The sequence below is a fragment of the Microbacterium endophyticum genome, from assembly GCF_011047135.1.
In the GTDB taxonomy this organism is placed as follows: domain Bacteria; phylum Actinomycetota; class Actinomycetes; order Actinomycetales; family Microbacteriaceae; genus Microbacterium; species Microbacterium endophyticum.
The window spans coordinates 1,795,091-1,819,198 of sequence record NZ_CP049255.1 but is presented as its reverse complement, the minus strand read 5'-3'; the positions used below and the strand labels follow the sequence as shown (position 1 = coordinate 1,819,198).

General features: G+C 63.6%; 21 protein-coding genes. 16 read left to right on the top strand and 5 right to left on the bottom strand.

Features of this window, described 5'->3' with window-relative positions; all coding sequences use genetic code 11:
• Positions 1–155: 155 nt before the first annotated feature.
• Positions 156–896 (bottom strand): FadR/GntR family transcriptional regulator, encoded by a 741-nt coding sequence (locus G6N83_RS08480; protein ID WP_165141164.1) that lies wholly within the window; start codon positions 894–896, stop codon positions 156–158.
• A 127-nt stretch (positions 897–1,023) separates the two neighbouring features.
• Here G6N83_RS08480 and G6N83_RS08475 point away from each other — a divergent pair, with 127 nt between their 5' ends.
• The 13 genes from G6N83_RS08475 to G6N83_RS08415 all read left to right on the top strand — a co-directional run bounded on the left by G6N83_RS08475 (position 1,024) and on the right by G6N83_RS08415 (position 15,396).
• Positions 1,024–2,781 (top strand): dihydroxyacetone kinase family protein, encoded by a 1,758-nt coding sequence (locus G6N83_RS08475; protein ID WP_165141162.1) that lies wholly within the window; start codon positions 1,024–1,026, stop codon positions 2,779–2,781.
• On the top strand, positions 2,778–3,254 hold the full coding sequence (locus G6N83_RS08470; RefSeq protein ID WP_165141160.1) for a ribose-5-phosphate isomerase: 477 nt from the start codon (positions 2,778–2,780) through the stop codon (positions 3,252–3,254). Before G6N83_RS08475 ends, G6N83_RS08470 begins: the two co-directional genes overlap by 4 nt.
• Positions 3,254–4,024, top strand: a complete 771-nt coding sequence (locus G6N83_RS08465) for a triose-phosphate isomerase family protein (RefSeq protein WP_165141158.1) — start codon at positions 3,254–3,256, stop codon at positions 4,022–4,024. Before G6N83_RS08470 ends, G6N83_RS08465 begins: the two co-directional genes overlap by 1 nt.
• A complete protein-coding gene (locus tag G6N83_RS08460; protein WP_165141156.1) occupies positions 4,021–4,815 on the top strand; it encodes a sugar phosphate isomerase/epimerase family protein in 795 nt (264 codons plus the stop codon). The genes G6N83_RS08465 and G6N83_RS08460 overlap by 4 nt, the downstream gene beginning before the upstream one ends.
• Entirely contained in the window at positions 4,812–5,675 is an 864-nt protein-coding gene (locus G6N83_RS08455; protein WP_165141154.1) for a phosphogluconate dehydrogenase C-terminal domain-containing protein, read from the top strand. The genes G6N83_RS08460 and G6N83_RS08455 overlap by 4 nt, the downstream gene beginning before the upstream one ends.
• A gap of 3 nt (positions 5,676–5,678) precedes the next feature.
• On the top strand, positions 5,679–6,437 hold the full coding sequence (locus G6N83_RS08450; protein WP_165141152.1) for an SDR family NAD(P)-dependent oxidoreductase: 759 nt from the start codon (positions 5,679–5,681) through the stop codon (positions 6,435–6,437).
• A 15-nt stretch (positions 6,438–6,452) separates the two neighbouring features.
• A complete protein-coding gene (locus tag G6N83_RS08445) occupies positions 6,453–8,210 on the top strand; it encodes a D-apionate lactonase family protein (RefSeq protein ID WP_183408427.1) in 1,758 nt (585 codons plus the stop codon).
• Between the two features lie 221 nt (positions 8,211–8,431).
• The gene (locus tag G6N83_RS08440; RefSeq protein WP_165141150.1) at positions 8,432–9,445 is read left to right on the top strand and encodes a LacI family DNA-binding transcriptional regulator; all 1,014 of its coding nucleotides are present in this window, start codon (positions 8,432–8,434) and stop codon (positions 9,443–9,445) included.
• A 105-nt stretch (positions 9,446–9,550) separates the two neighbouring features.
• Entirely contained in the window at positions 9,551–9,928 is a 378-nt protein-coding gene (locus G6N83_RS08435) for an L-rhamnose mutarotase (RefSeq protein ID WP_165141148.1), read from the top strand.
• A complete protein-coding gene (gene rhaI / locus G6N83_RS08430; protein ID WP_165141146.1) occupies positions 9,925–11,091 on the top strand; it encodes an L-rhamnose isomerase in 1,167 nt (388 codons plus the stop codon). Before G6N83_RS08435 ends, rhaI begins: the two co-directional genes overlap by 4 nt.
• Before the next feature lie 5 nt (positions 11,092–11,096).
• A complete protein-coding gene (locus tag G6N83_RS08425; RefSeq protein WP_165141144.1) occupies positions 11,097–11,933 on the top strand; it encodes an alpha/beta hydrolase in 837 nt (278 codons plus the stop codon).
• The gene (locus G6N83_RS08420; protein WP_165141142.1) at positions 11,930–13,966 is read left to right on the top strand and encodes a bifunctional aldolase/short-chain dehydrogenase; all 2,037 of its coding nucleotides are present in this window, start codon (positions 11,930–11,932) and stop codon (positions 13,964–13,966) included. Before G6N83_RS08425 ends, G6N83_RS08420 begins: the two co-directional genes overlap by 4 nt.
• Entirely contained in the window at positions 13,963–15,396 is a 1,434-nt protein-coding gene (locus G6N83_RS08415) for a rhamnulokinase (protein ID WP_165141140.1), read from the top strand. The genes G6N83_RS08420 and G6N83_RS08415 overlap by 4 nt, the downstream gene beginning before the upstream one ends.
• A gap of 13 nt (positions 15,397–15,409) precedes the next feature.
• Here G6N83_RS08415 and G6N83_RS08410 read toward each other — a convergent pair whose 3' ends face one another.
• The gene (locus G6N83_RS08410) at positions 15,410–15,976 is read right to left on the bottom strand and encodes an OsmC family protein (protein WP_165141138.1); all 567 of its coding nucleotides are present in this window, start codon (positions 15,974–15,976) and stop codon (positions 15,410–15,412) included.
• Positions 15,977–16,119: 143 nt separating this feature from the next.
• Between G6N83_RS08410 and G6N83_RS08405 the strand changes: the two genes are divergently transcribed.
• Both G6N83_RS08405 and G6N83_RS08400 read left to right on the top strand, forming a co-directional pair.
• On the top strand, positions 16,120–16,791 hold the full coding sequence (locus G6N83_RS08405; RefSeq protein ID WP_165141136.1) for a DUF1345 domain-containing protein: 672 nt from the start codon (positions 16,120–16,122) through the stop codon (positions 16,789–16,791).
• Between the two features lie 600 nt (positions 16,792–17,391).
• Positions 17,392–18,825, top strand: coding sequence for a sensor histidine kinase (locus G6N83_RS08400; protein ID WP_165141134.1), 1,434 nt, complete (start codon positions 17,392–17,394; stop codon positions 18,823–18,825).
• Between the two features lie 150 nt (positions 18,826–18,975).
• Here G6N83_RS08400 and G6N83_RS08395 read toward each other — a convergent pair whose 3' ends face one another.
• From G6N83_RS08395 to G6N83_RS08385, 3 genes are read right to left on the bottom strand one after another with little or no spacing between them, the layout of a single operon-like run.
• The gene (locus tag G6N83_RS08395) at positions 18,976–19,821 is read right to left on the bottom strand and encodes a transglutaminase family protein (protein WP_165141132.1); all 846 of its coding nucleotides are present in this window, start codon (positions 19,819–19,821) and stop codon (positions 18,976–18,978) included.
• The gene (locus G6N83_RS08390) at positions 19,818–20,750 is read right to left on the bottom strand and encodes an alpha-E domain-containing protein (protein WP_165141130.1); all 933 of its coding nucleotides are present in this window, start codon (positions 20,748–20,750) and stop codon (positions 19,818–19,820) included. The genes G6N83_RS08395 and G6N83_RS08390 overlap by 4 nt, the downstream gene beginning before the upstream one ends.
• Positions 20,744–22,474 (bottom strand): circularly permuted type 2 ATP-grasp protein, encoded by a 1,731-nt coding sequence (locus G6N83_RS08385; RefSeq protein WP_165141128.1) that lies wholly within the window; start codon positions 22,472–22,474, stop codon positions 20,744–20,746. Before G6N83_RS08385 ends, G6N83_RS08390 begins: the two co-directional genes overlap by 7 nt.
• Before the next feature lie 99 nt (positions 22,475–22,573).
• Here G6N83_RS08385 and G6N83_RS08380 point away from each other — a divergent pair, with 99 nt between their 5' ends.
• The gene (locus tag G6N83_RS08380; RefSeq protein ID WP_165141126.1) at positions 22,574–24,100 is read left to right on the top strand and encodes a molybdopterin-dependent oxidoreductase; all 1,527 of its coding nucleotides are present in this window, start codon (positions 22,574–22,576) and stop codon (positions 24,098–24,100) included.
• Positions 24,101–24,108: the final 8 nt, after the last annotated feature.

Sequence of the window (24,108 nt, the reverse complement as noted above, 5' to 3'; positions counted from 1 at the left end):
TCCCATGACCATCGTGCCCAATGTGGTCTGACCACGATAGGGACCATGGTCCCACCGTGATCCCGACTTTCCACGCGTCGCGACTTGCCTGTTCTTGTGGGTGCCCTCACACCAACACCCGCAGAAACGGGCGAGTCGGCGGTCAGAGGCAGTCGTTACGAAGTGCGCGATGCGGCGGCGAGGCGAGCGGATGCTGTAGCCATGTGTACCGCCATGGCAGAGGCGGCGGCATCCTCATCTCCGTCGGCGACGGCCCGATAGATCGCGTCATGCTCATCGATTGCGCTCGCGACCTCCGAAGCGTCGTGCACGGCGCGATCGGCATACACCTGCAGCAGCGAGCGCACGACGTGCAGCATGTCGATCAGCACAGCATTGTCGGCTGCGGCGGCAAGAGCGTTGTGAAACTCCAAGTCTGCTTTCGCAAAGGCCCGCAGGTCAGCAACCGACTCGCGCATCCGTTCCACGTGCGAAGCCAGAGACTCGAGCGCGGATGCCTCCGCTCGGCCGGCCGCGAGGCGCGCGACGTAGATCTCGAGCCCTGAGCGCATCTCGAGCAGCTCTGCGGTGTTGCGCTCACCTATCAGCAGCCCCCAGCGGAGCGTTTGCGGCAACAGCTCGCTCGCCGCGCCGCGCAGGTACGTTCCCGAACCCGGGCGCACATCGACGATGCCGATGATCTCGAGGGCCGCGAGCGCCTCGCGCACCGCTGAGCGACCGACGCCGAGGGTCAACGCGAGCTGACGCTCGGGCGGAAGCCGAGTGCCCGGCTCGATCGAACCACTCGTGAAGAGATCGAGCAGTCGGCGCGCAACCTCCGACACCGGCGTACCAGCGGGCAGGGAACCCAGTGATGCGGCGATCTCATTAGAACGCTCGTCGGAGTACGCAGGCATGCGAACAACTTACCTGGCCGCGATAGAACACCCTTGCGATATTGGTCAACCGGATGCTTGCAATTGGTCAACCGGTTTGGCAAACTGAATGCACCCACACACCGACTCACCGCCCCGAGGAGCCGCGATGACGCGACTATGGAACGATCCCGCCGACTTTGCCGACGAGATGATCGAGGGCTTCGTCGCCGCCAACGAGCGCTACGTTCGGCGCGTCACGGGTGGAGTCGTGCGAAGCACCGTCTCGCCAGCGGGCCAGGTTGCTGTCGTTGTCGGCGGCGGCTCGGGCCACTACCCCGCGTTCGGCGGTTTGGTCGGACAGGGCCTCGCACACGGCGCAGCAATGGGAAACCTCTTCGCCTCCCCCAGCACGCAGCAGGTGTACTCGGTCGCTAAAGCCGCAGACAACGGCGGCGGAGTGTTCTTGAGCTACGGCAATTACGCCGGAGATGTGCTCAATTTCGATGCCGCACAAGAGCGGCTGCAAGCCGACGGCATCCGTTGCGAAAGCCTCGCCGTCACCGACGACATTTTCAGCGCCGGGCGCGAAGAGCGGCACAAACGTCGCGGCATCACGGGAGACCTCACGGTTTTTCGCATCGCGGCGGCAGCGGCCGAGGCGGGGTCTGACCTGACCGAGGTGACTCGGGTCGCAACGCTTGCCAACGGTCGCACTCGTTCATTCGGCGTCGCCTTCTCCGGGTGCACGCTACCTGGCGCCGACCACGCGCTCTTCAGCGTCCCGGAGGGACGGATGGCAGTGGGCCTCGGCATTCATGGCGAACCCGGCATCGACGAAACCGACATTCCCACCGCCGACGAGCTCGCCGAACTCCTGGTCGCACGGCTTCTCGAAGAAGTGCCAGCCGGCATCGAACTCCCCGGTGCCCGTGTCGTGCCGATCCTCAACGGCCTCGGCTCGCTCAAGTACGAGGAGATGTTCATCGTCTACCGGCGTATCGCACAGCTGCTCACCGAAGCGGGAGTCGACATCGTCGACCCACATGTCGGCGAGTACTGCACGAGCTTCGACATGGCCGGCACCTCGCTCACTCTCTTTTGGCTCAACGACGAACTCGAGTCGCTCTGGGATACCCCGGTCGATACTCCCGCCTACCGCCGCGGTTCGGTCGCACCCGCAGAACGAGCGGATGCCACCACCAGCAGCACAACAGCGCTCGCTGACGTGGCGCCCACTGACGCCGCATCCCGCGAGGTCGCAGCAACCGTGCAGGCCGTGCTGACGACGATCGCCGAAACTGTCGACCTCAATGTCGAAGAACTCGGCCGACTCGACTCGATCGCGGGTGACGGCGATCACGGGATCGGTATGCAGCGCGGGTCGCATGCGGCAGCCACTGCCGGAGCTACCGCTTTTTCGGCGGGCGCGGGGGCCGAAACAGTACTCGCTCGCGCCGCGGATGCCTGGGCTGACCGGGCCGGCGGCACATCGGGCGCGCTCTGGGGCCTCATCCTCGCCCAGGTCGCCGTTCGTCTCGGCGACGAAGGTCGCCCCTCACGCGAAGCTGTCGCCGCGGGCGTTTCAGCGGCCGCCGAGAGCGTCATGGCCTACGGCAAAGCCGAACTCGGCGACAAGACGATGGTCGATGTGCTTGTGCCGTTTGCCGAAACGCTCTCGCGCCAAGTCGATGACGGAGCAGCTCTCATCGCTGCCTGGAGCGAAGCTGCCGCTGTTGCGACAGCGAAAGCGACCGCCACCGCTGATCTGATGCCACGCATGGGTCGCGCCCGCGCCCACGGAAAAAACAGCGTCGGCACCCCCGACCCGGGAGCACACTCGCTCGCGCTCATCGTCAACGCGATCTCAACAGTCCTGTCAGCAGCAGTACCCGCCGACAGCGCCCTCGAAAGGACTCACTCATGACAGACGCCACCCCCCTCCGCATTGTCATCGGCTGCGATGACGCCGGCTTTGAGTACAAGGAGATCCTCAAAAGCGACCTCCTGGCGAGCGCCGGAGTTGCCTCCGTCGTCGATGTCGGTGTCAACGCCGATGGGCACACGTCGTACCCCAAGGTCGCAATCGCTGCGGCCGAGCAGGTCGCCGCTGGCACCGCAGACCGGGCGCTTCTTATCTGTGGCACGGGACTCGGTGTCGCGATCGCGGCGAACAAGGTTTCCGGCATCCGCGCTGTCACGGCGCATGATTCGTTCTCGGTGGAGCGCGGCGTGCTCTCGAACGACGCTCAAGTACTCACGATGGGCCAGCGCGTTGTGGGCATCGAGCTCGCTCGGCGGCTCGTGCGCGAATGGCTGACCTACCGCTTCGACCCGGCGTCGGCGAGCGCCGAAAAGGTCGCCGTCATCGGCGAATACGAGACCACCGGGTCGTGCTGATGGGTCAAGTGACCGTTGGAGTCAGCCTCAAAACCTACTTCGGGCGGGCCGAAGCCCTGGCCTGGTTCGAGCAGGTAGCGGCGCGGATTCGCTTGCACGAGGCTGTGCGCACGGGAAGCGTTGAGGTTTTCGTCATTCCCACCTACTTACAAATCGACGACGCCGTTCGAACCTTTACCGACACCGCGATCAAGATCGGTGCTCAGGATGTATCGGAGTATCCGCCGGGAGCATTCACCGGCGAGGTTTCTGCCACAGAGCTCGTCGAATCCGGCGTCGAGGTTGCCGAGATCGGTCACGCTGAGCGCCGACGTCTTTTCGCCGAAACCGACGCCGTCGTGGCTGCGAAAACCAAGGCTGCACTTTCTGAGGGAATCACCCCCGTACTGTGCCTCGGCGAGACCGAGCACCTGTCCCCAGCGGATGCCGCGGCCACAACCGTGGCGCAACTCCATTCCGCGATCGCCGGGGCCGCTGCGGGCCCACTCATCGTGGCGTACGAGCCGGTGTGGGCAATCGGTGCGCCAGAACCGGCACCGGCGCACCACATTGGCGCCGTCACGACGGCACTTCGCGCCGCGCTAGATGCGCTCGATGGCCGCGACGGCAGCGCCGTGATCTATGGCGGTTCAGCGGGGCCCGGTCTCTTGACGGCGCTCGATGGCGCCGCCGACGGTCTCTTTCTCGGGCGATTCGCTCACAACCCCGATGCCTTCGTCGCGGTACTCGACGAAGCAGCGTCACTCGCTGCCGCGCGGAGCAGGCCATGATCGGCCTCGGCACTTACGCCTTCTTCTGGCAGCACTCTGAGCGGGCGGCAACTCCGCTCTCGCTCGCCGGTGCATTCACCGCAACGCGCGAGCTCGGCGTCGACCTGTTTCAGATCTGCGACTACGCACCGCTCGACAGCATGAGCGACGCCGAGCTTTCGGATGCTGCAGCTGCCGCGCGCTACCTCGGACTCACTATCGAGCTCGGAACAAAGGGTGTCGAGCCGCAGCACCTTCGACGCTATCTAGAGCTTGCCGAAGTGTTCGACGCACAGCTTGTGCGGAGCATGCTCTATAGCCCGACATCTCGCCCGACCCTCGCTGAGGCCGAAGCACAGGTGCAGTCGGTCGTCGCTGAGTACGAGGCGTCCGGAGTCACTCTTGCCCTCGAGACTTACGAGCAGATTGCGACTCGAGACCTCGTCGGGTTGGTCGAGGGCATCGCCAGCGAGAATGTCGGAATTTGCCTTGACCCGGGCAACGTCGTCGCGCGTCTCGAACGCCCCCGCGACTGCGTCGAGCAGACGGCAGCGCTCGTGAAAAACGTGCACGCCAAAGACTTCGCCTTCGCGCGGCAAGAGGGCTGGGTGGGATTCACCTACTCCGGAGCGCTGATGGGCGCGGGACTCCACGACTACCCGCACCTGCTCGAGAAGGTTCGACCGCGCGAGCGCGCCATCAACGAAATCGTCGAGCACTGGCTGCCCTGGCAGGGCGACGCCGAAACCACAGTTCACACGGAGCGGGAATGGACCCGCACCACAGTCGACTATTTGAGGAGCACGACATGACCACCACGACAGACACCTACACGATCGCCGTTCTCGGCGCCGGCGGAAAAATGGGAATGCGAGTGTCGAACAACCTCGCACGCACCGACCACACCGTCTTCTACGTTGAAAACTCCCCCGCCGGCCAGCAGCGCACAACGGATGCCGGCCGCTCACTGACCGACGCCCCCACAGCCGTCGCCGACGCCGACATCGTGGTTTTCGCCGTCCCCGACCTCGCTCTCTCGCCCGTGACTGCTGAGATCGTTCCTCTCATGAAAGAGGGTGCGATCGTACTGACCCTTGACCCGGCTGCCGCCTACGCGGGTCTTCTCACAACGCGCGAAGGCATCATTCAGGCCGTTGCGCACCCGTGCCACCCGTCGATCTTTCTGCAGCGCCAGACGCCCGAAGAATGGGCCGACACCTTCGGTGGCATCGCCGCCCCGCAAGACGCTATCGCTGCGATCGAGAGCGATGACGCCGCGAAGCAGGCCATCGTTGAGGCAACCGTCCGCGCCATCTACGCGCCGATCATCGACGTGCACTGGGTGACGATCAAGCAGCTCGCCCAACTCGAGCCGACCCTCGTTGAGACCGTCGCCTGCATGATCGGGTCGCTTCTGAACGAAGCGCTCGATGAGGCGATCAACACCATGGGAGTGCCGGAGGCGGCGGCGCGCAGCATCCTCTACGGTCACACCCAGGTCGCTCTCGCCAACGGACTCCGCGGCGACAACCCCTTCAGTGACGCGTGCCTCATCGCGATGGACTACGGTCGCGAGAGCATCATCAAAGATGATTGGAAGAAGATTTTCCGTGACGACGAGCTCGACAAGAACCTCGCGCGGATGCTTCACCTCGACACCATCGAGAGGTAGATCATGAGCAAACTTTCGGGCAAAACCGCACTCGTTACCGGCGCGGGAACCGGCATCGGATACGCCGTCGCCGCGCGATTCGCCGCAGAGGGCGCGCGCGTCATCATCGCCGACCGTGACGAAGCAGCGGCTGCAGCCGCCGTCGCGGCCCTCGGCGCCGACGTCGCAAAAGCTGCCATCGTCGATATCTCTGATGAGGCATCCGTCGAGCGCGGCTTCGCAGAACTCGTCGCTGCGGGGTGGACCCCCGATGTCGTCGTTGCCAACGCGGGCGTGCAGCTCTTCGGCCAAGACGCGAAGATCGCCGACCTCGATCTCGCCGTCTGGCAGCGCACTGTCGACATCAATCTCACCGGCACGTTCCTCACCGTCAAGCACGCTGTGCGCGCGATGAAAGACGCGAACGGTGGATCGATAATTCTCACCGGGAGCCCCACCGGGCTCAACGGCGAGGGCCAGGATTTCACGGCGTACAGCGCGACGAAGGCCGGGATCCATGGCCTCGCACGCACAGTCGCAGCGGCGTATGCACGCGATGGCATACGGGTGAATACTGTCGTGCCCGGTTACACCGAGACGACACTCGTGACGACGATCACTTCCGACCCCGAAGCGCGCGCCGCCATTGTCGGTCGCATTCCGATGGGGCGTGCCGGCACGCCCCACGATGTCGAAGGCATCATGGTTTTTCTTGCCAGCGATGACTCCGCGTTCGCAACCGGCGCGCTCTTCGCCGTCGACGGCGGCATGACGACGCTCTAACCAGGATCCCCCGATATGACACGCGATGATTGGAACTCTTCCCACGCGCCGACACTGCTCTGGCAGTCCGGCGCGTGGGAAGTGCACCTCCGCGATGACGAGCTCGCCGACATCAGCTACGACGGTCGGCGTGTGCTCCGGAGCATCCGTGCTGTGGCGCGTGACCGCGATTGGAACACCGCGGGGTGGGTCATCGACTCCGTATCGAGGAAGCCCGAAGAACTCACACTGAGACTGCGCACTCGGGATTTCGGTGCTGATCTCGCCGGAGACGTGCATGTCCGGGCATCGGATCGCGCACTCACTGTCGAATTCGAGGCGCTATCAGCCGTGGAGTGGGAAACCAATCGCACCGGTCTGGTGGTGCTGCACCCACCGCTTCTCGCCGGAGCAGAGTTGCAGGCAACGCACCCCGACGGTTCGACGTCGGTGAGCCACTTTCCGGTCGAGATCAGCGCGCACCAGCCGGTCTTCGACATCGCTGGCCTCGCGTGGCAACACGCGGGTCTCGCGGTCGACGTCGCGTTTTCGGGTGACGTTTTTGAGATGGAAGATCAGCGCAACTGGACGGATGCCTCGTTCAAGACGTACAGCAGACCGCTTTCGTTACCTTTCCCCTACCGACTCGCGCCCGACTCACGCGTCTCGCAGTCGGTCACGGTCACGGTCTCACCGCTGCCCGACGCCTCGCCCGCGGTGAGGTCACCCGTCGCGCAGATCCGGCTCGCCGCGGCCGGTGCACCTTTTCCTGCTGTGGGGGTGTCCGCCGCTACCGGACCAGACCCGGCCCCCGCGCTCGAACCGATTGGCTCTGAGCTTCTCGTCGAGCTCGATCTTGCGACCGCCAACTGGCGCAGCGCTCTCGAACGCGCGCTCGCGCAGCCGCTCGCACTCGATGTACGTCTCGTGCTGGACGCCGCGAACCCCGCAGCCGTTCATTCCGCCGTCGCGCTGCTCCCGAGCCAGCGACTCGTGCGAATCGGCGCATTCCAGCGTACCGGCGACTCGCGACATGTGACCGATGCTCGCGCCGACGCGCTTCTTCGGGACGCGCTCGCAGCCCACGGCCTGACAACACCAGTCGTCGGCGGTTCACGCTCGCATTACACGGAACTGAACCGTGAGGGCCATCGGCTTCCGCCCAGGCTCGATGGACTCGCCGTCACGTTCACGCCGCTGTTCCATTCGCTCGGAACCGAGCAACTCATCGAGTCCGTCGCAATCCAACGTCTGATCGCAGAAGCGGCCGTCGCATATATCGCTGATACCCCCGTCCACATCGGGCCCATCACGCTTCGCCCGCGCTTCAACGACGTGGCGACGGCGCCGGAGCCCGCTCCGTCTCGCGCAGACTTCACCGAGGGTTACGGTGCTGAGCTGACAGGCAGCGTCGACCCCCGTCAGAGCGCGCCACAGCTTGGTGCCTGGTTAATCGCAAGTTCTGCGGCGCTCGCAATTCCGGGCGTCGTATCGCTCAGCTATTTCGAAGAGTGGGGGCCACGAGGCATCCGCTCGTCAGCCGGGGAGCCAACGCCCGCTTTCGACGCAATCAACGCCGTCGCCGGGCTTGCGGGATCGCCGCTCCTGTCTGGCACGAGCCCAGACGGACTCGTGTGGGCTGTCGGTGCGCTCACTGACAGCCAGACCTCAACGGTGCTCGTTGCCAATCTCGACACCGTGGCGCGCGACATCGACGTGACAACCCCGACGGGCATCGAGCGCGTGCTCGTTGCACCTTTCGCCTGGCAGTTCCTGTCGGGAGCCTCACGGTGACGCCACCCACGCACTCGCACGTCCACCTCACCCCCACGTCACTTGCCCGTTTTTGTGGGTGTCGGCGGATGAACACCCACAAAAACGGGCAAGTCGGGCGGTGAGACGGGGTGCCCGAGGGTGCCCGGATGCGAGAGGGGTGCCCGAGGGTGCCCGCAAAACGCAGTGCTCTACACTGCCGACAGGCGCCGAACTGTGCCCCAGAACAGAAAGCGGTTGCAATGACGGTCAGCGTGAAAGACGTCGCAGCCGCGGCATCCGTCTCGGTTGGCACCGTGTCGAACGTGCTCAATCGCCCCGAAAAAGTCTCCCCCGAAGTCGTCGCGCGGGTAACGCGCGCGATCAACGAACTCGGCTTCGTGCGAAACGATGCGGCCCGCCAGCTGCGGGCGGGCAGGTCTCGCAGCATCGGGCTCGTTGTGCTCGATGTCTCGAACCCCTTCTTCGCTGATGTCGCCCGAGGTGCAGAAAATCAAGCTGCAGAATCGGGCCTCACAGTGCTCGTGGGCAACAGCGACGAAAACGGCGAGCGCGAGCGCGCGTACCTCGAACTCTTTCGCGAGCAGCGCGTCAACGGCGTGCTCATCACTCCCACCGACGATGAGCTGGCGGGCCTTCGGACTCTCCGAAACGCGGGCATTCCCGTTGTGCTCGTTGACCGCGACGGTGGCGACGAATTCTTCTCCGTGACTGTCGACGACGTCGAGGGCGGCTCGCTTGCGGCGGCTCACCTGCTCGAATCGGGCCGACGCCGATTGCTCTTTCTCGCCGGGCCCCTTGGCGTGCCGCAGGTTGCTGAGCGACTCGAGGGGGCACGCCGAGCTGTCGCCGAGTACCCGGATGCCACGCTCGAGATCGTCGAGATGCCAGCGTTGACGGTGCTACAAGGCCGCGCCGCGGGCGAACAGCTTGTCGCGCGCCCAGCGGGCGACCGCCCAGATGCTGTGTTCGCCGCCAACGACCTGCTCGCCGTCGGCGTGCTGCAGGCATTTACGCTGCTCTCCCAGGTGCGCGTGCCCGAAGACATCGCGCTCATCGGCTACGACGACATCGATTTCGCGGCAGCGACTGTTGTGCCACTGAGTTCTATCCGCCAGCCCGCTCGGCTCCTCGGTGCAACTGCCGTCGATCTGCTCCTTTCTCAGTCAGGCGGCACGTCGGCGGGCTCAGCGCCGCAGCATGTGCGCTTTCAACCGGAGCTCGTGGTGCGGGCATCTTCCGGCGGCACGAACTAGCGGCACCCGCGTGACGCAGGGTTGCATGCTTGACCCTCGTCAGGTACATTATGAAACGATTCACAACGTACCGAAATGATTCACCCTTGACGAAGGAGCTACTCGATGACGAGTGCCAAGAAGCCTTCACGCGTGTGCTTTCAGTTGCAGATTGACCCGACACAACTCGACGAATACCTCGCTCGCCACAGCCCGGTATGGCCCGAAATGCTCGCCGAGATTGCGGCATCCGGTCGGCGCAACTACTCGCTTTTTCTCGGTCCGGGCGCGACCCTGATCGGCTACTACGAAACCGACGATGACGCCGCAGCCCAGGACTACCTCGCGGCCTCGCCCATCGCCGCGCGCTGGGAAGCCGAAATGGCCCGATTTTTCATTGGCCTGAGTGGTCGCCCCGACCAGGCCGCAACCCCGCTTACCGAAGTTTTCAATCTTCACGATCAGCTGACGGCATCCGCTACAAACGAGAGCACGACACCATGAGTATTTTGACGTCCGACATCCAGGCCGCCCTCGCGGGCCAAAGCATCGAGCTCCCCAGCTGGGCGTTCGGTAACTCCGGCACGCGTTTCAAAGTCTTCGCTACCGAGGGCACCCCGCGCACCCCGCAAGAAAAGATCGCGGATGCCGCAGAGGTCAACCGCGTCACAGCACTCGCTCCTTCGGTCGCGCTCCACATTCCGTGGGACAAGGTCGACGACTACGCAGCCCTCCGCCGCTACGCGGAAGATCTTGGCGTGAGCCTTGGAACCATCAACTCCAACACCTTCCAAGACGACGACTACAAATTCGGCGCCCTGACCCACGCCGACGACCGCATCCGCCGGAAGGCAATCGATCACCACATCGAGTGCATCGACATCATGGGCGCCACCGGCTCACGCGACCTCAAGATCTGGCTGGCCGAGGGGTCCAACTACCCGGGCCAGGCCGACATGCGTGCTCGCCAAGACCGACTCCACGAGTCGCTCACCGAGATCTACGCGGCGCTCGGCGATGACCAGCGCCTCGTGCTCGAATACAAGTTCTTCGAGCCGTCTTTTTACCACACCGATGTTCCCGACTGGGGTACGTCGTACGTGCAGGTGGCGGCGCTCGGCGACAAGGCCCTCGTGTGCCTCGACACCGGGCATCATGCACCCGGCACCAACATCGAGTTCATCGTGATGCAGCTCCTCCGCCTCGGCAAGCTCGGTTCGTTCGACTTCAACTCTCGTTTCTACGCCGACGACGACCTGATTGTGGGGGCCGCCGACCCGTTCCAGCTGTTCCGCATCATCTTCGAGGTCATCCGCGGCGGCGGACTCAACAACCCCGATGTTGCTTTCATGCTCGACCAGTGCCACAACATCGAGAAGAAGATCCCGGGCCAGATCCGCTCGGTTCTCAACGTGCAAGAGATGACTGCTCGTGCACTACTCGTCGACGGCGCAGCTCTCGCCGCAGCGCAGGCCGCAAACGATGTACTCGCAGCCAACGCGGTGTTCATGGATGCCTTCTCAACCGATGTGCGGCCAGCACTGGCCGAGTGGCGCGAATCGCGCGGTCTTCCTGCAGATCCGATGGCAGCGTTTGCAGCCAGCGGCTACCAGGAAAAGATCGAAGCTGAACGCGTCGGCGGCACACAGGCCGGTTGGGGCGCGTAGGCATCATGGCAGTTCCCTTCGCCGCGGCCGATGGGCTCGTGCGGGTATACCCCGCAGACGTGCCCACTGGCGCTGGCCTCGTTTGGGCGCACGGCGGTGGTTTCGCCCACGGCGACCTCGACATGCCCGAAGCTCATGCTGTCGCTGAGACGCTCGCGGCAAAGGGAACAACTGTCATCTCCGTCGACTACCGGCTGGTCGGCCCCGGATGCCGCTACCCGGCACCGTCCGATGACATCCTGACCGCGTGGTCGTGGTCGGTGGCGAACGCACCCGCGCTCGGAATCGATGTGGCAAAGCTCGCTATCGGCGGAGCAAGCGCCGGCGCGAACCTCGTGACGGGTGCAACGCTTCGCCTCCTCCACGACGGCGCTCCGGTACGCCCAGCCCTTGCCGTGTTGGCCTACCCCACCCTGCTCGCCGTGCAGCCGGCGCCGGGTGCTGATCTTCGCGCGGCGCTCGACGCTGACCCGGTCGCTGATCGGTTCGACCCGACCGTCGTCCGCGAAATGTACGAAGGCTTCGTTGGCGGCCCCGTCGATGAAGCCCCGGTATATGTCGTTCCCGGCATGGCCCTGCCCGAACAGGTAACGGGCTTCCCGCCGACCCTCATGATCAACGGCGATGTTGACGAACTGCGAGTGTCGGGCGAAGTGTTCGCTGCGACCCTGCAGCGCGCGGGCGTTTCCGTTGACGTTTCGAGCGAGCCGGGCACGACCCACGGTCACCTCAACCGGCCCGCCGAGGCTGCGGCATCCGCTTCTCTTACCCGTATCGCCGCAGCTCTTGCGGCGCTTCCCGATTTTCTCCCCCGAACTGAAACCACGAAGGACATGTCATGACCAATCCGGCAGCAGCTGACCTCATCGCGCGGAGTAATCGTCTGGGCGCTGACCCGAAGACCACCAACTACGCGGGTGGCAACACATCGGCCAAGGGCATCGCGACCGACCCGGTGACGGGTCAAGATGTTGAGCTCATGTGGGTGAAGGGTTCGGGCGGCGACCTGGGCACCCTCGCCGAAAAGGGCCTCGCTGTGCTGCGACTTGACCGCATGCGCGCCCTCGTCGACGTCTACCCGGGCCTCGACCGCGAAGACGAAATGGTTGCGGCCTTTGACTACTGCCTCCACGGCAAGGGCGGTGCCGCACCCTCGATCGATACCGCGATGCACGGTCTTGTTGATGCAGCACACGTCGATCACCTGCACCCCGATGCGGGTATCGCAATTGCAACGGCCGCCGACGGGCCCGCTCTCACGGAAAAGATTTTCGGCGAGAAGGTCGTGTGGGTGCCGTGGCGTCGGCCCGGGTTCCAGCTCGGTCTCGACATCGCCGAGATCAAGGCACAGAACCCTCGGGCTGTCGGCTGCATTCTCGGCGGCCACGGTATTACTGCGTGGGGCGACAGCTCCGACGAAGCCGAGACCAACTCGCTCTGGATCATCGACACCGCAACGGCATATATCGCGGAGCACGGCAAAGCGCAGCCGTTCGGCGAGGTTGTCACAGGCTTCGAGGCTTTGCCCGAGGTCGATCGTCGTACACGCGCTGCGGCTCTTGCCCCCACCATCCGTGGACTCGCCTCAACCGACAAGCCGATGGTCGGCCACTTCACCGACAGCGATGTTGTGCTCGACTTTCTCGCGAGCGAAAAGCTCACTCAGCTTTCGGCTCTCGGCACGAGTTGCCCCGATCACTTCCTCCGCACGAAGGTCAAGCCGATGGTGCTCGATCTTCCGGCGAGCGCGACGATCGACGAGCAGATCGCGCGGCTGAAAGAGCTGCATGAGGCGTACCGCGCCGACTACCAGGCGTATTACGACGCCCACGCGACGGACGATTCCCCCGCCATCCGGGGCGCTGATCCGCTCATCGTGCTCGTGCCAGGTATCGGCATGTTCTCCTATGGTGCCAACAAGCAGACCGCACGCGTTGCCGGCGAGTTCTACGTCAACGCCATCAACGTCATGCGCGGCGCCGAGGCTCTCTCGACCTATGCGCCGATCTCCGATGCCGAGAAGTTCCGCATCGAATATTGGGCTCTCGAAGAGGCAAAACTGCAGCGGATGCCGAAGCCCAAATCCCATCAGGGGCGCATCGCATTCGTGACAGGAGCCGCCAGCGGTATCGGCAAGGCGATCGCCACCCGTTTGGCGGCCGAGGGTGCGTGTGTCGTTGTCGCAGACCTCGACCTCGAAAAGGCACAGGCCGTGGCATCCGAACTCGGTGGCAGCGATGTCGCGATCGGCGTCGCCGCGAACGTTGCCGACGCCGACGGCGTGCAGGCGGCGATCGACGCGACAGTGCTCGCGTTCGGCGGCATCGACCTGGTCGTCAACAACGCCGGGCTGTCACTGTCTAAACCGCTGCTTGAAACCACAGAGAAGGACTGGGATCTGCAGCACGACGTCATGGCGAAAGGATCGTTCCTCGTCTCGCGCGCGGCGGCGAAAGCACTCATCGAGCAGGGCATGGGCGGCGACGTCATCTATATCTCGTCGAAGAACTCGGTGTTCGCCGGTCCCAACAACATCGCCTATTCGGCGACCAAGGCCGATCAGGCGCACCAGGTGCGTTTGCTCGCCGTGGAGCTCGGCGCCTACGGCGTGCGCGTCAACGGCATCAACCCCGATGGCGTTGTACGGGGCTCCGGTATCTTCGCCGCCGGTTGGGGCGCGAACCGCGCAGCGACCTACGGTGTCAATGAGGAAGATCTCGGTCAGTACTACGCCAACCGCACGATCTTGAAGCGCGAAGTCGTGCCCGAGAACGTCGCCGACGCTGTCTTCGTGCTGACGGGCCCTGAGCTCACTCGCACAACGGGCCTCCACATCCCCGTCGACTCCGGCGTCGCCGCCGCGTTCCTCCGATGAGCCGTGGCGCGGCCGCCGGCGCTGTTGCCGCGGTAGATCTCGGCGCAACCAGCGGCCGCGTCATCGTTGGGCACGTCGGGGCCGACACACTCGATATGACCCAGGTCGCCCGGTTTCCGAACGACCCCGTGCGCACCTCCGACGGGTTGCACTGGAACATTCTCGGGCTCTACGGCGCCGCGACCGCGGGGCTCCGCGAAGCGTTCCGGGTGGCGCCGGACATCACAAGCATTGGCATCGACTCGTGGGCTGTCGACTATGCGCTCCTTCGCAACGGGCGCATGCTCGGCGATCCCTTCCACTACCGCGATGAGCGCACCGCCGCGGGCGTCGATGCCGTACACACTCTGCTGCCGCACAGCGAACTTTTCGAGCGCAACGGCCTGCAGTTCCTCCCTTTCAACACGCTCTACCAATTGGCATCCGAGCCGTCGGAGCTGCTGAACTTCGCCGACACCGCGCTGCTGATTCCTGACCTCCTCGGGTTTTGGCTCACGGGTGTCGCGCGCGCCGAAGTGACGAACGCTTCGACAACCGGCTTGCTGCGTGCACTCGATCACCGCCGGGATGACGCCCTCATCGCGCGGCTCGGTCTGCCGCAGGGCATTCTTCCGCCCCTCATCGCACCGGGTGAGACGCTCGGCACGCTGCTGCCCGAAGTCGCGGCAGCGCTCGGCGCTCGGCCGGACGCTGCGGTAACCGCAATCGGATCGCACGACACGGCATCCGCTGTGGTCGCTGTACCGATGCAAGCGGATGCCGCGGCCTACATCTCATGCGGAACCTGGGGACTCGTCGGGGTTGAAGTGGCGCGCCCAGTACTCACATCGGAAGCGCTCGCTGCAAACTTCACGAACGAAGGCGGTGTGGACGGGCGAGTACGACTGCTTCACAACGTGATGGGACTGTGGGTGCTCAGCGAGGCAGTTCGCACGTGGGAGCGTGCGGGCCACACGATCGATCTGCCGACCCTGCTCGACTCGGCTGAAGAGGTGTCGGAGCCAAGCCCCGTTTTCGATGTCAACGACCCGCGTTTTCTCGCACCGGGCGACATGCCCGCGCGTATCGATGAGTGGTGTGCCGAGCACGACATCCGTCCTCCTCGCACTCGTGCAGAGTACGCGCGCAGCATCGTCGAGTCGCTCGCGCAGGCTTTCGCCGACGCCGCTCTCGAAGCCGGCCGCCTCGGCGGAGTTGACGTACGGACGATACATATCGTCGGTGGCGGGTCGCTCAACGAACTGCTGTGTCAGCGGACTGCTGACCGTGCCGGGCTGCCGGTGCTCGCAGGCCCCGTCGAAGCGACGGCCCTTGGCAATGTGCTCGTGCAGGCACGCGCGACGGGACTCGTTAGCGGTTCACTGGAGTCACTGCGACACCTCGTCGCACGCACTCACGCACCACGAAGGTTCACGCCGCGCGCCTCGTGACTAGCCCGCATGATTAGCCCTTGGTGACGCTGGTTGTCACCGCTGTCGGGTTGGCGAACAGATCGAGCACGGGGCAGTGCGCGTCAACGACTGCGCGTAGTTCTTCATAGCGCTCCAGCGGCTCAGATCCGGAGAGTTCGATTGCCACCCGCACGGCGCTGAAGCCCGCACGCACCGAATCGTCCTTTCCGAACAGGCGTGCGGCATCCAGGTCACCCTCGGCCGTCACATCGATGTCGTCAAACGGAATGCCGAGGGCGTGGGAGTACAGGCGAAATACGACAACCTGACACGCAGCGATCGCGCCGAGTGCAATTTCGACGGGGCTTGCGGCTGTGTCGTCACCGGCGAGCGCCGCGGGTTCGTCGATCGAGAATTCGTGCGCGCCAGCGCGCACACGCGTTGCGACGGAACCCTCACCCGTGCCCCGCACCCGGTAGGTCAAGTGAGCAGCAGTGCGGTCGGAGTCAATGCGGTTTCCCCACGCGGATGCTGCGGCATCGAGGCGGCGGGCACGCTCATCGGCGTCGAAGGACGTGTTCGAAGTTCGCGGGTCTGTGTCTGAAGTGAGAATCGTCATGCGGTGAACGTAGACGCCTCCGCGCATCCGCGCACGCATGGAGTCATACGAAGTCGCACACCGTCATCCGGAGTCGCACGCTGAAACATGACGACACTTTCTGACACGTAACGTCATCGAAAGCTCACCCCTACGATGGGCATATGCCCACACATCAGCGCCATACGGGCGCACTAGTGATCGCGTTGCGGCTCGCCGACATCGTGGTGCAGATCGCACTTATCGCAATCGGATCGCTCTTCTTGTTGGGCGATGCGAGCGCTGAGGCAGTTGTCGGATGGCTCTTGTTGTGGTGCAGCGTTGGCAGTCTCTATTGGGTTGCGACTGTCGCAATTTCGGCCTGGACTGTGGAGCATCCGGTGCCCCGAGAAAGTGCAGTTGCTGAGGCGCTCGACCAGTGGCCTGCTGTGCGGTGGATCACGACAATCGCCAACCTGACGGCAAGCTCAATGGGGCTCTGGGCGGCCGCCGTGCTCATTCTGTTCCGTGATGATCCGGACTGGGCTGGCACGGTCAAAGTTGTCGCCGTATGGGCGATGTTGCTCTCATGGGCGCTTTTCCACTGGGGCTTTACGCGCGTCTACCAGCGTCGCTATAACGCGGCTATCGAAAAGCCCCTGCGTTTTCCGGCAACGGAGCATCCTCGCCTCGTCGACTTCTTGTACTTCTCGTTCACGTGCGGCACGGCATTCTCGGTGTCCGATGTCGAGGTGCGCACAACGTCGATGCGTTGGATCGTCATGTGGCACACGGTGATCGGCTTCTTCCTCAATGCGCTCATCATCGTGCTCGCGGTCAACACAATCATCAGCTGACCCCATGTCTCACTTATTCAGCAATGCGGACGCATTTAGCTGAATAAGTGAGACATGGGGGGAACTGTCGCCACCTCGGTCAAGCACGCATTCTGTTCGTTGCGGTGAGGTAACTGCCATCATTTGATGATCAAATTAGGTCGGCCGTGAATTCTCCGCTCTGGTGTTTTGCGTTGACGATTTGTGAGAAAAGATGGTCAAATTCGTATTACCCGACCCCAGCTTTCCTTCAGATAGCAGGCCCTAGCGCCTACCCGAAGCAGATACGCCCCGATGCAACAACTTTCTCGCTGGGAAACATTCCGCAGAGGTGTCACGGGCCGCTACGCCTTCAGGTGGCGATTCCTTCTCATTTTCGGATTGCCAGGCGCGCTTTCGATATCTGTCTACGACTCCTCTCCCCACACACCGACATGGGCGACTCTTACCGTCTCTCTTCTCGCAGTGTTCTTTGCGGCGTGCTGTGCCGCAGCCCACCTCGCAGTTTTCCGAAACCGCGATTCGTTCGCCGTCATAGCCTGCTATTGGATCGTCGCTGGCCTCGGGCTCGGCGTCGTGCGAAGCCTCGGACGTGGGCTGCTCGGGAACAGCAGCAACTTCTTGGCCGATATGCTCATTTCGACCGTGACGACGTGTGTAGGAATACCGACAATCGCCTTCACCGTAAGCTCTCTCGCACGTTACGTAATGGTGCGCCGGGCTGTTCTGGAAGTCACCACTCAAATTGAGCAGCACGCGATCACCAACGACACGCACCCGGTTTCTCTCATCGCGAGTTCCATCGCGGATATCTCACCGCGAATAAAATCCCGCCTACGGCTCGTAACTCCGCACTTTGATCGAGCGCAGCGCAGGCCCTCTAAACAAAACCTGACGAGACTCGCAGACGATATTTCCGCGGCATCACGCGACATTGTCCGTATCGTTCGAAGCAACGCATTAAACGCCAACGACACTACGCCGCCGCGGGATCGGGATTGGGTATTTTCGTCGGGGGTCATTCGTGCGGCTCTCTGGCGGCCGCTTGCCTCTCCGTGGCTTGCGGGCGCGCTTTTAGTCGCCAGCACGACGCTCGAGTACACGCGGAGTAGCGATATCTTCAAGCTGTTCTCTTATGTGATCTCGATCTTTCTTGGCGCCTTCCTCTTCCACTGGGTCGGGTTGCTCACTCGTAGTAGCGATCGGCGCACTCGAGCTATCGCCATGTGGGGGGTCCTTCTTCTTTTGCCTGCCACGGAATGGTACGCACTCTCAGTTGCGCGGATAGCGACCGGCCCTGAAACTCCAGCGGCAATTCTTCTCTTTTGGGTCGTAGTTATAGTTCTGTGTCTTCTCACGTCAGCAATCGCACACACTGCCGAGGAGACTCGCGCGCTCAGCCGCGAACTGGCTATCAGGAGGGCGATCGTCCACGATCTCGCCGGTCCGTCGGCCCTCGCGGATGTCGATTTCAGACGCCAGACAGCGCTATTTCTCCATGGGCCGATCCAAGGACGAATGGAGTCGATTGCCTTGATGATTCGAAACGTCGCCGGGCAGACAAAACCTAGCAGTCGCGCAGCGATGCTTGAAAGTGTCAGAACGTCGTTGAACACTACTTACGAAGATTTGATGGAACTCCAAACAGCCCTCTCGTCGCCTCGTGACGAACCACTCGAGGCCGCACTCAATCACATTTCTGAAATTTGGTCTGGGCTCGTTCTCATCCGTTGGTCTGTTGGCAGCAACATCGCTGAAAAACTCGACAATAAAAGCCGAGACATTCTGATACATGTTGTGACCGACATGATCACAAATGCCGCCCGGCATGCACGTGCAGAGAAGGCCGACTTATCGATCGAAGAGGATAAAGGCGTCATCTGTATCACGTGTTTGGATGACGGCTACGGGCTGAAATCGGAGCGCTCCTGCGATGGGCTCGTTGCTCAGGCGCTCGCCGAGATAGGCGGCACATGGGCGGTCTCTTCCCGTGAGAAACAGGGCGCGCGATCGGTCGCGCGAATACCTCTTACGCACAAAAAAGGACCTCGCTGACGGAATGGCCTAGGCAGCCGGGATGATTTAACGCGCTATCCAGACCGCATGTCTCACATATTCGTCAGCGCGACCTCGCTGAGCTGAACAAGTGAGACATGGGTGAGGGAAGCGGCACTTGCGGGGGCGGGGGCGGGGGCGGCGCTGCGCCTAGGCTTCGCGGGTGATTGTGACGTTGACGTTGAGTCCGCCCTTGAAGGTTCCGCCGTATACGCCGCGGAGCGGCGGGACGTCGTTGTAGTCGCGAGCGCGGCCGACCAGCACATGGCGGTCACCGATCTCGATGTTGTTGGTCGGGTCAAAACCCTGCCATTCGCCCGAGAACCACTCGACCCACGCGTGCGACTCGCCTTCGACGGCAACGCCGACCTCGGCCTGCGGTTTCGGATGCAGGTATCCCGAGACGTATCGCGCCGGGATCCCCACGGCGCGAAGAGCCCCGATCACGATGTGTGCGAGGTCCTGACAGACACCCTTTCGGGCCTCCCAGGCTTCAGCACCGGTCGAGTGCACGCCCGTGACACCCGTCACGTATTCGACGGCATCGCCGATCGCCATCGCGATGTCGTGAGCGGCCCGACTCGGGTCGGTGTGGCGCGCGGCAATCGACTTGGCGATCTCGACGACCTCGGGGTGCGGCGCCGTGCGGGCGCTCTGCACCATCTGCTCGACCGTCTCAATCGTGCGCGCTGCTTCGCGACTCAATCGCTCCCAAGAGATGTCGGAGTGCTCGATCGGGCGCGGGCGTACTTCAACGAGAGAGCGAGCCGTGATCTTGAGATCGGTATGGCGCGAGAGCACGTCGAACGCCGAGACTCTCGTGCCGAAATAGTCGACGTAAGAGTTGACCGACGTCGAGGGCTCGATGTCGAGCGATGAACTCAGCACGAACTGACTGTCGGTAGTACCAGGCAGCATCCGCGCTTCGTTATACGACGCCGACACTTCGCCCTGATACGAGAACCCGGTTTCGTGTTCGATCCTGAGACGCTTCATGAAATCTCTCCCATCCAGCTGGGCTCGGCTTGCGTGGGAAAGAACCGACCCCGAATAGCTTCGGATGCCTCGCGCGTCACTGTCTGCACCCGCAACATCTCTCCCGGAAGGTCATCAAGAATCTCGCTCACTGGGCGGTACTCGAGGTCGTTGCGAATACGTCCGAGCGCCCGCTGCACCTGGTTGGAGTGGCCAACGCGGTCCGCCCGCGGATCGATCGCCCGCATGCACTCTTCGGCTTGCGCGATCGAATAGATGATCGAGCGGGGGAAGAGCCGGTCAAGGAGAAGGAACTCGGCAGCGTTCTGCGCACTCGGCATACCGCGATACGTGCGAAGGTAAGGCTCGTAGGCTGCGCACGACCGCAGGATCGTGGTCCACGACGGGCCCGAGACTTCGGTCAGCGAGCGCGTTGCGAGCAAGCGCGCCGTCATATCCGCCCGTTCGATGCTGCGACCCAGGGTGAAGAACTGCCACGCTTCATCGCGGCTCGTTGACGAATCGACGATGCCGACGGCGAGCGCTGTGCGCTCACGCACCCACTGGAAGAAGTCGTGGACCTTGTCGGTGGAAAGGCGCCGCGGCATCCGCGCGTTGTTGGTGTTGAGGCACTCCCAGAGCTCCGTCGAGACGATTTCACGGGCACGACGAGCGTTCTCGCGCGCCGCTGTCATCGAATAGACGATGCTTGAAGAGTTGGTGCGATCGACGGCGAGAAGATCGAGCACGTCCTGGCGCGTGACTTTCTTCAACCCAGCCGGTGGCTGCGAACCCATGACGGTGAGCAGTGAACGGCACGCGGTGTCTTCATCGATCCACTGGTCTTCGAGCAGCAGCTGAAGGTGCACATCGAGAATGCGGGCGGTGCCGTCGCTGCGCTCGATGTAGCGGCCAATCCAGAACAGGGACTCTGCGATGCGGCTCAGCATGACGCACCACCGTTCGATCGAGCCTGCTGTTGCTGCTGTTCTTGCTGCTGTTGTTCGACCTGCGTGCGAGCACCCTCCTTGGGCGAGTGTGAGACTTCAGGTCCTGATTCCGGAGCCTTCACCTCCCGATCTGAAGAGAGCATCTCTTCGGTGATGATCGGGATCGCCTCCGTCATACCCGAGGCCTGATCGGCGACGAGCTCTGCCATGCCGTGCCCGGGGCCATACTCGACGTGGCCGGGAGCAGCACCGCCGACGACCCACGTGTCTTTCGACCCACCACCCTGGCTCGAGTTGACGACCAGCTGACCCTCGGGGAGCGCGACGCGAGTGAGGCCGCCGGGGAGCACCCAAATGTCATCGCCGTCGTTGACCGCGAATGGTCTGAGATCTGCGTGCCGCGGCTGCATTCCGTCTTCAACGAGCGTCGGAATCGTCGAAAGCATGACGACCGGTTGCGCGATCCACCCGCGGGGATCAGCAATGAGGCGCTTTCTCAGCGCCTCGAGTTCTGACGGCGACGCATCGGGGCCGACGACGAGCCCCTTACCGCCCGAGCCGTCAACCGGCTTCACAACGAGTTCGTCGAGTCGGTCGAGCACCTCTTCAAGCGCACCCGGATCTTCGAGACGCCAGGTGTCGACGATCGGGATGATCGGCTCTTCCGAAAGGTAGTAGCGGATGAGGTCGGGGGTATAGGTGTACAGCAGCTTGTCGTCGGCGACACCGTTACCCACCGCGTTGGCGATCGTGACGTTGCCGAGGCGTGCTGCGAGCATGAGGCCGGGGGCCCCGAGCATCGAGTCGGCCCGGAATTGCAGCGGATCGAGGAAGTCGTCATCGACCCGGCGATAGATCACGTCGACGCGACGCGGACCCCTCGTGGTGCGCATGAAGACTTTTCCGCCCATGCAGAAAAGGTCACGGCCCTCGACGAGTTCGACGCCCATGAGTCGTGCCAGAAGCGTGTGTTCGAAGTACGCCGAGTTGTAGACGCCCGGCGTGAGAACAACGATGTTCGGGTCTTCGATGCCCGACGGTGCGGATGCACGAAGTGATGCGAGCAGCTTGTTGGGGTATTCGCCCACGGGACGAACCGCCATCGAGACGAAGAGCTCGGGGAGAGTCTGCGCCATGACGCGGCGGTTGGAAATCACGTAGCTCACACCGGAGGGCACGCGCACGTTGTCCTCGAGAACGCGCATCTTGCCGTGTTCGTCGCGAATCAGGTCGATACCCGATACCTGGATGCGCACACCGTTGGCGGAGTGGATGCCGTAAGCCTGGCGGTAGAAATACTGCGATGACGCGACGAGCTGCGCCGGGATCACGCCGTCACGCACACAGTTCTGACGCCCGTAGATGTCATCGAGGAAGGCTTCTAGCGCACGCACACGCTGCTTGATTCCGCGCTCGACTTCAGCCCACTCGTCATACGCGATCACGCGCGGTACTGCGTCGAGCGGGAAGGGGCGCTCTTCACCTGCGAAGTCGAACGTCACGCCCTGCGCAAGGTACGAGCTCGCGAGAGCTTCGGTGCGCCCGCGCAACTCGTCTTGAGTCATGCGCGCTAACGCTTGATGCAGCTCTTTATAGGCGTGTCGCGAACCATCGAGAGACGCAGACCGAGGAGAACCCCCGAACATCTCGTCGAAAGCAGGCAGTCCTTCAGCTGTCTTTCGTGTGGAGGCTTTGGAGCCATATCCGTCGAAGAGGTCGCCCATGGGTACACCCTAGTCGGGCCCGTGTTGCCACAATGTTTCCACAGGAAAGGGTTGACAATCCCCCGCCCCACAACGATTTGGTACACGTAGGCTTCGGTTGTGGAACCACGTCGAAGAGCACAAGCCGCAGCATCCGGAGTCGCATCCGTTGTCTTTGGAGTGGGTATCGGCGAGCTCGTTGCCGGCATCCTTGTTCCCGCATCGAGCCCGGTCGCAGTCGTCGGTGGTGCTCTCATCGACGGAGCCCCGGCGTGGGCGAAAGACACCGCCATCGCGCTCTTCGGCACCGCCGACAAGATCGCTTTGGTCATCGGCATCCTGATCGTTCTGCTCATCGTGGGCGCAGGAATTGGTCTGCTGGAGCGATGGCGCTCGCCTGCGGGGCGCATTGCGGCAGTGGGGCTCGGCGTTGTCGGCATCATCGCCGCCGTCACGAGGTCGGGCGCGGACGGACTCGCCTGGGTACCGGCGGCTGTTGCCGGCGGCGGCGCGGCGCTCGCGGTCGGTGTGCTCGTGCGGCGCTTCGCCGCTCGCGCCGACGACGGTATCGCAGCGGGGAGCAGCCGCCGTGACTTCTTGATCTGGAGCGGAGCCGCGACCCTCATTGGCATCGCGACAGCCGCAGGAGGCACGGCGCTGCGTGTCAGCAGCCAGGCCGCCCAAGCAGCACGCAATGCGCTGAAGCTACCGTCCCCCGCGGTGGAAGCTGCAGCGATACCGGCGGGAGCGGAGCTTTCGATCGGCGGTCTCCCGCCTGTCATCACGCCGAACGCTGACTTCTACCGAATCGATACCGCACTCATCGTGCCCGATGTCGCGGTGGCTGACTGGAGCCTGCGCATTCACGGGCTCGTCGATACCGAAGTGACCCTCACCTGGGACGAACTCATCGCACTGCCGCTCGAAGAAAGCGTCACTACGCTCATGTGCGTGTCGAACGAGGTCGGAGGCTCACTCGTCGGCAACGCACTCTGGCTCGGCTACCCGATACGCGAACTGCTTGCGAAAGCGGGACCACAGGCGGGCGCCGACATGGTGTTGTCGACATCGATCGATGGGTTCACGGCATCCAGCCCCCTGGAAGCCCTGACGGACGACCGCAACGCGATTCTCGCGGTGGGGATGAACGGCGATCCGCTCCCGTCCGAACACGGTTTTCCGGTGCGCATGGTCGTTCCGGGCCTCTACGGCTACGTGTCGGCGACGAAATGGGTCGTCGATCTTGAAGTGACTCGTTTCGCGGATGCCACGGCCTATTGGACCGACCGCGGTTGGTCCGAGCGCGGCCCGATCAAGATCGCGTCGCGGATCAACGTGCCCCAGTCAGGAAACAATGTCGCCGCCGGAGACACAGTGATCGCCGGCTTCGCGTGGCAGCAGCACACCGGGATTTCGGCTGTCGAAGTGCAGATAGACGACGGCGCCTGGCAGCCGGCGACGCTCGCGACGGCCATTTCGGATGACACGTGGGTGCAGTGGAGCATGCAATGGCGAGCGGAAGCCGGCGATCACAGCATCCGCTGCCGCGCGACGAACGCCAACGGCGAAGTACAGACCGAGCAAGAAGCGCCGCCCGCCCCCGACGGCTCAACCGGCTGGGACACCATCCAAGTTACGGTGCGCTAGACCGGGCT

Coding starts and splice junctions, on each gene's coding strand:
- G6N83_RS08440 (WP_165141150.1), top strand. CDS start 8,432: ATGACGGTCAGCGTGAAAGACGTCGCAGCCGCGGCATCCGTCTCGGTT.
- G6N83_RS08455 (WP_165141154.1), top strand. CDS start 4,812: ATGACCACCACGACAGACACCTACACGATCGCCGTTCTCGGCGCCGGC.
- G6N83_RS08415 (WP_165141140.1), top strand. CDS start 13,963: ATGAGCCGTGGCGCGGCCGCCGGCGCTGTTGCCGCGGTAGATCTCGGC.
- G6N83_RS08435 (WP_165141148.1), top strand. CDS start 9,551: ATGACGAGTGCCAAGAAGCCTTCACGCGTGTGCTTTCAGTTGCAGATT.
- G6N83_RS08480 (WP_165141164.1), bottom strand. CDS start 896: ATGCCTGCGTACTCCGACGAGCGTTCTAATGAGATCGCCGCATCACTG.
- G6N83_RS08450 (WP_165141152.1), top strand. CDS start 5,679: ATGAGCAAACTTTCGGGCAAAACCGCACTCGTTACCGGCGCGGGAACC.
- rhaI (WP_165141146.1), top strand. CDS start 9,925: ATGAGTATTTTGACGTCCGACATCCAGGCCGCCCTCGCGGGCCAAAGC.
- G6N83_RS08470 (WP_165141160.1), top strand. CDS start 2,778: ATGACAGACGCCACCCCCCTCCGCATTGTCATCGGCTGCGATGACGCC.
- G6N83_RS08460 (WP_165141156.1), top strand. CDS start 4,021: ATGATCGGCCTCGGCACTTACGCCTTCTTCTGGCAGCACTCTGAGCGG.
- G6N83_RS08410 (WP_165141138.1), bottom strand. CDS start 15,976: ATGACGATTCTCACTTCAGACACAGACCCGCGAACTTCGAACACGTCC.
- G6N83_RS08395 (WP_165141132.1), bottom strand. CDS start 19,821: ATGAAGCGTCTCAGGATCGAACACGAAACCGGGTTCTCGTATCAGGGC.
- G6N83_RS08390 (WP_165141130.1), bottom strand. CDS start 20,750: ATGCTGAGCCGCATCGCAGAGTCCCTGTTCTGGATTGGCCGCTACATC.
- G6N83_RS08405 (WP_165141136.1), top strand. CDS start 16,120: ATGCCCACACATCAGCGCCATACGGGCGCACTAGTGATCGCGTTGCGG.
- G6N83_RS08420 (WP_165141142.1), top strand. CDS start 11,930: ATGACCAATCCGGCAGCAGCTGACCTCATCGCGCGGAGTAATCGTCTG.
- G6N83_RS08465 (WP_165141158.1), top strand. CDS start 3,254: ATGGGTCAAGTGACCGTTGGAGTCAGCCTCAAAACCTACTTCGGGCGG.
- G6N83_RS08475 (WP_165141162.1), top strand. CDS start 1,024: ATGACGCGACTATGGAACGATCCCGCCGACTTTGCCGACGAGATGATC.
- G6N83_RS08445 (WP_183408427.1), top strand. CDS start 6,453: ATGACACGCGATGATTGGAACTCTTCCCACGCGCCGACACTGCTCTGG.
- G6N83_RS08385 (WP_165141128.1), bottom strand. CDS start 22,474: ATGGGCGACCTCTTCGACGGATATGGCTCCAAAGCCTCCACACGAAAG.
- G6N83_RS08425 (WP_165141144.1), top strand. CDS start 11,097: ATGGCAGTTCCCTTCGCCGCGGCCGATGGGCTCGTGCGGGTATACCCC.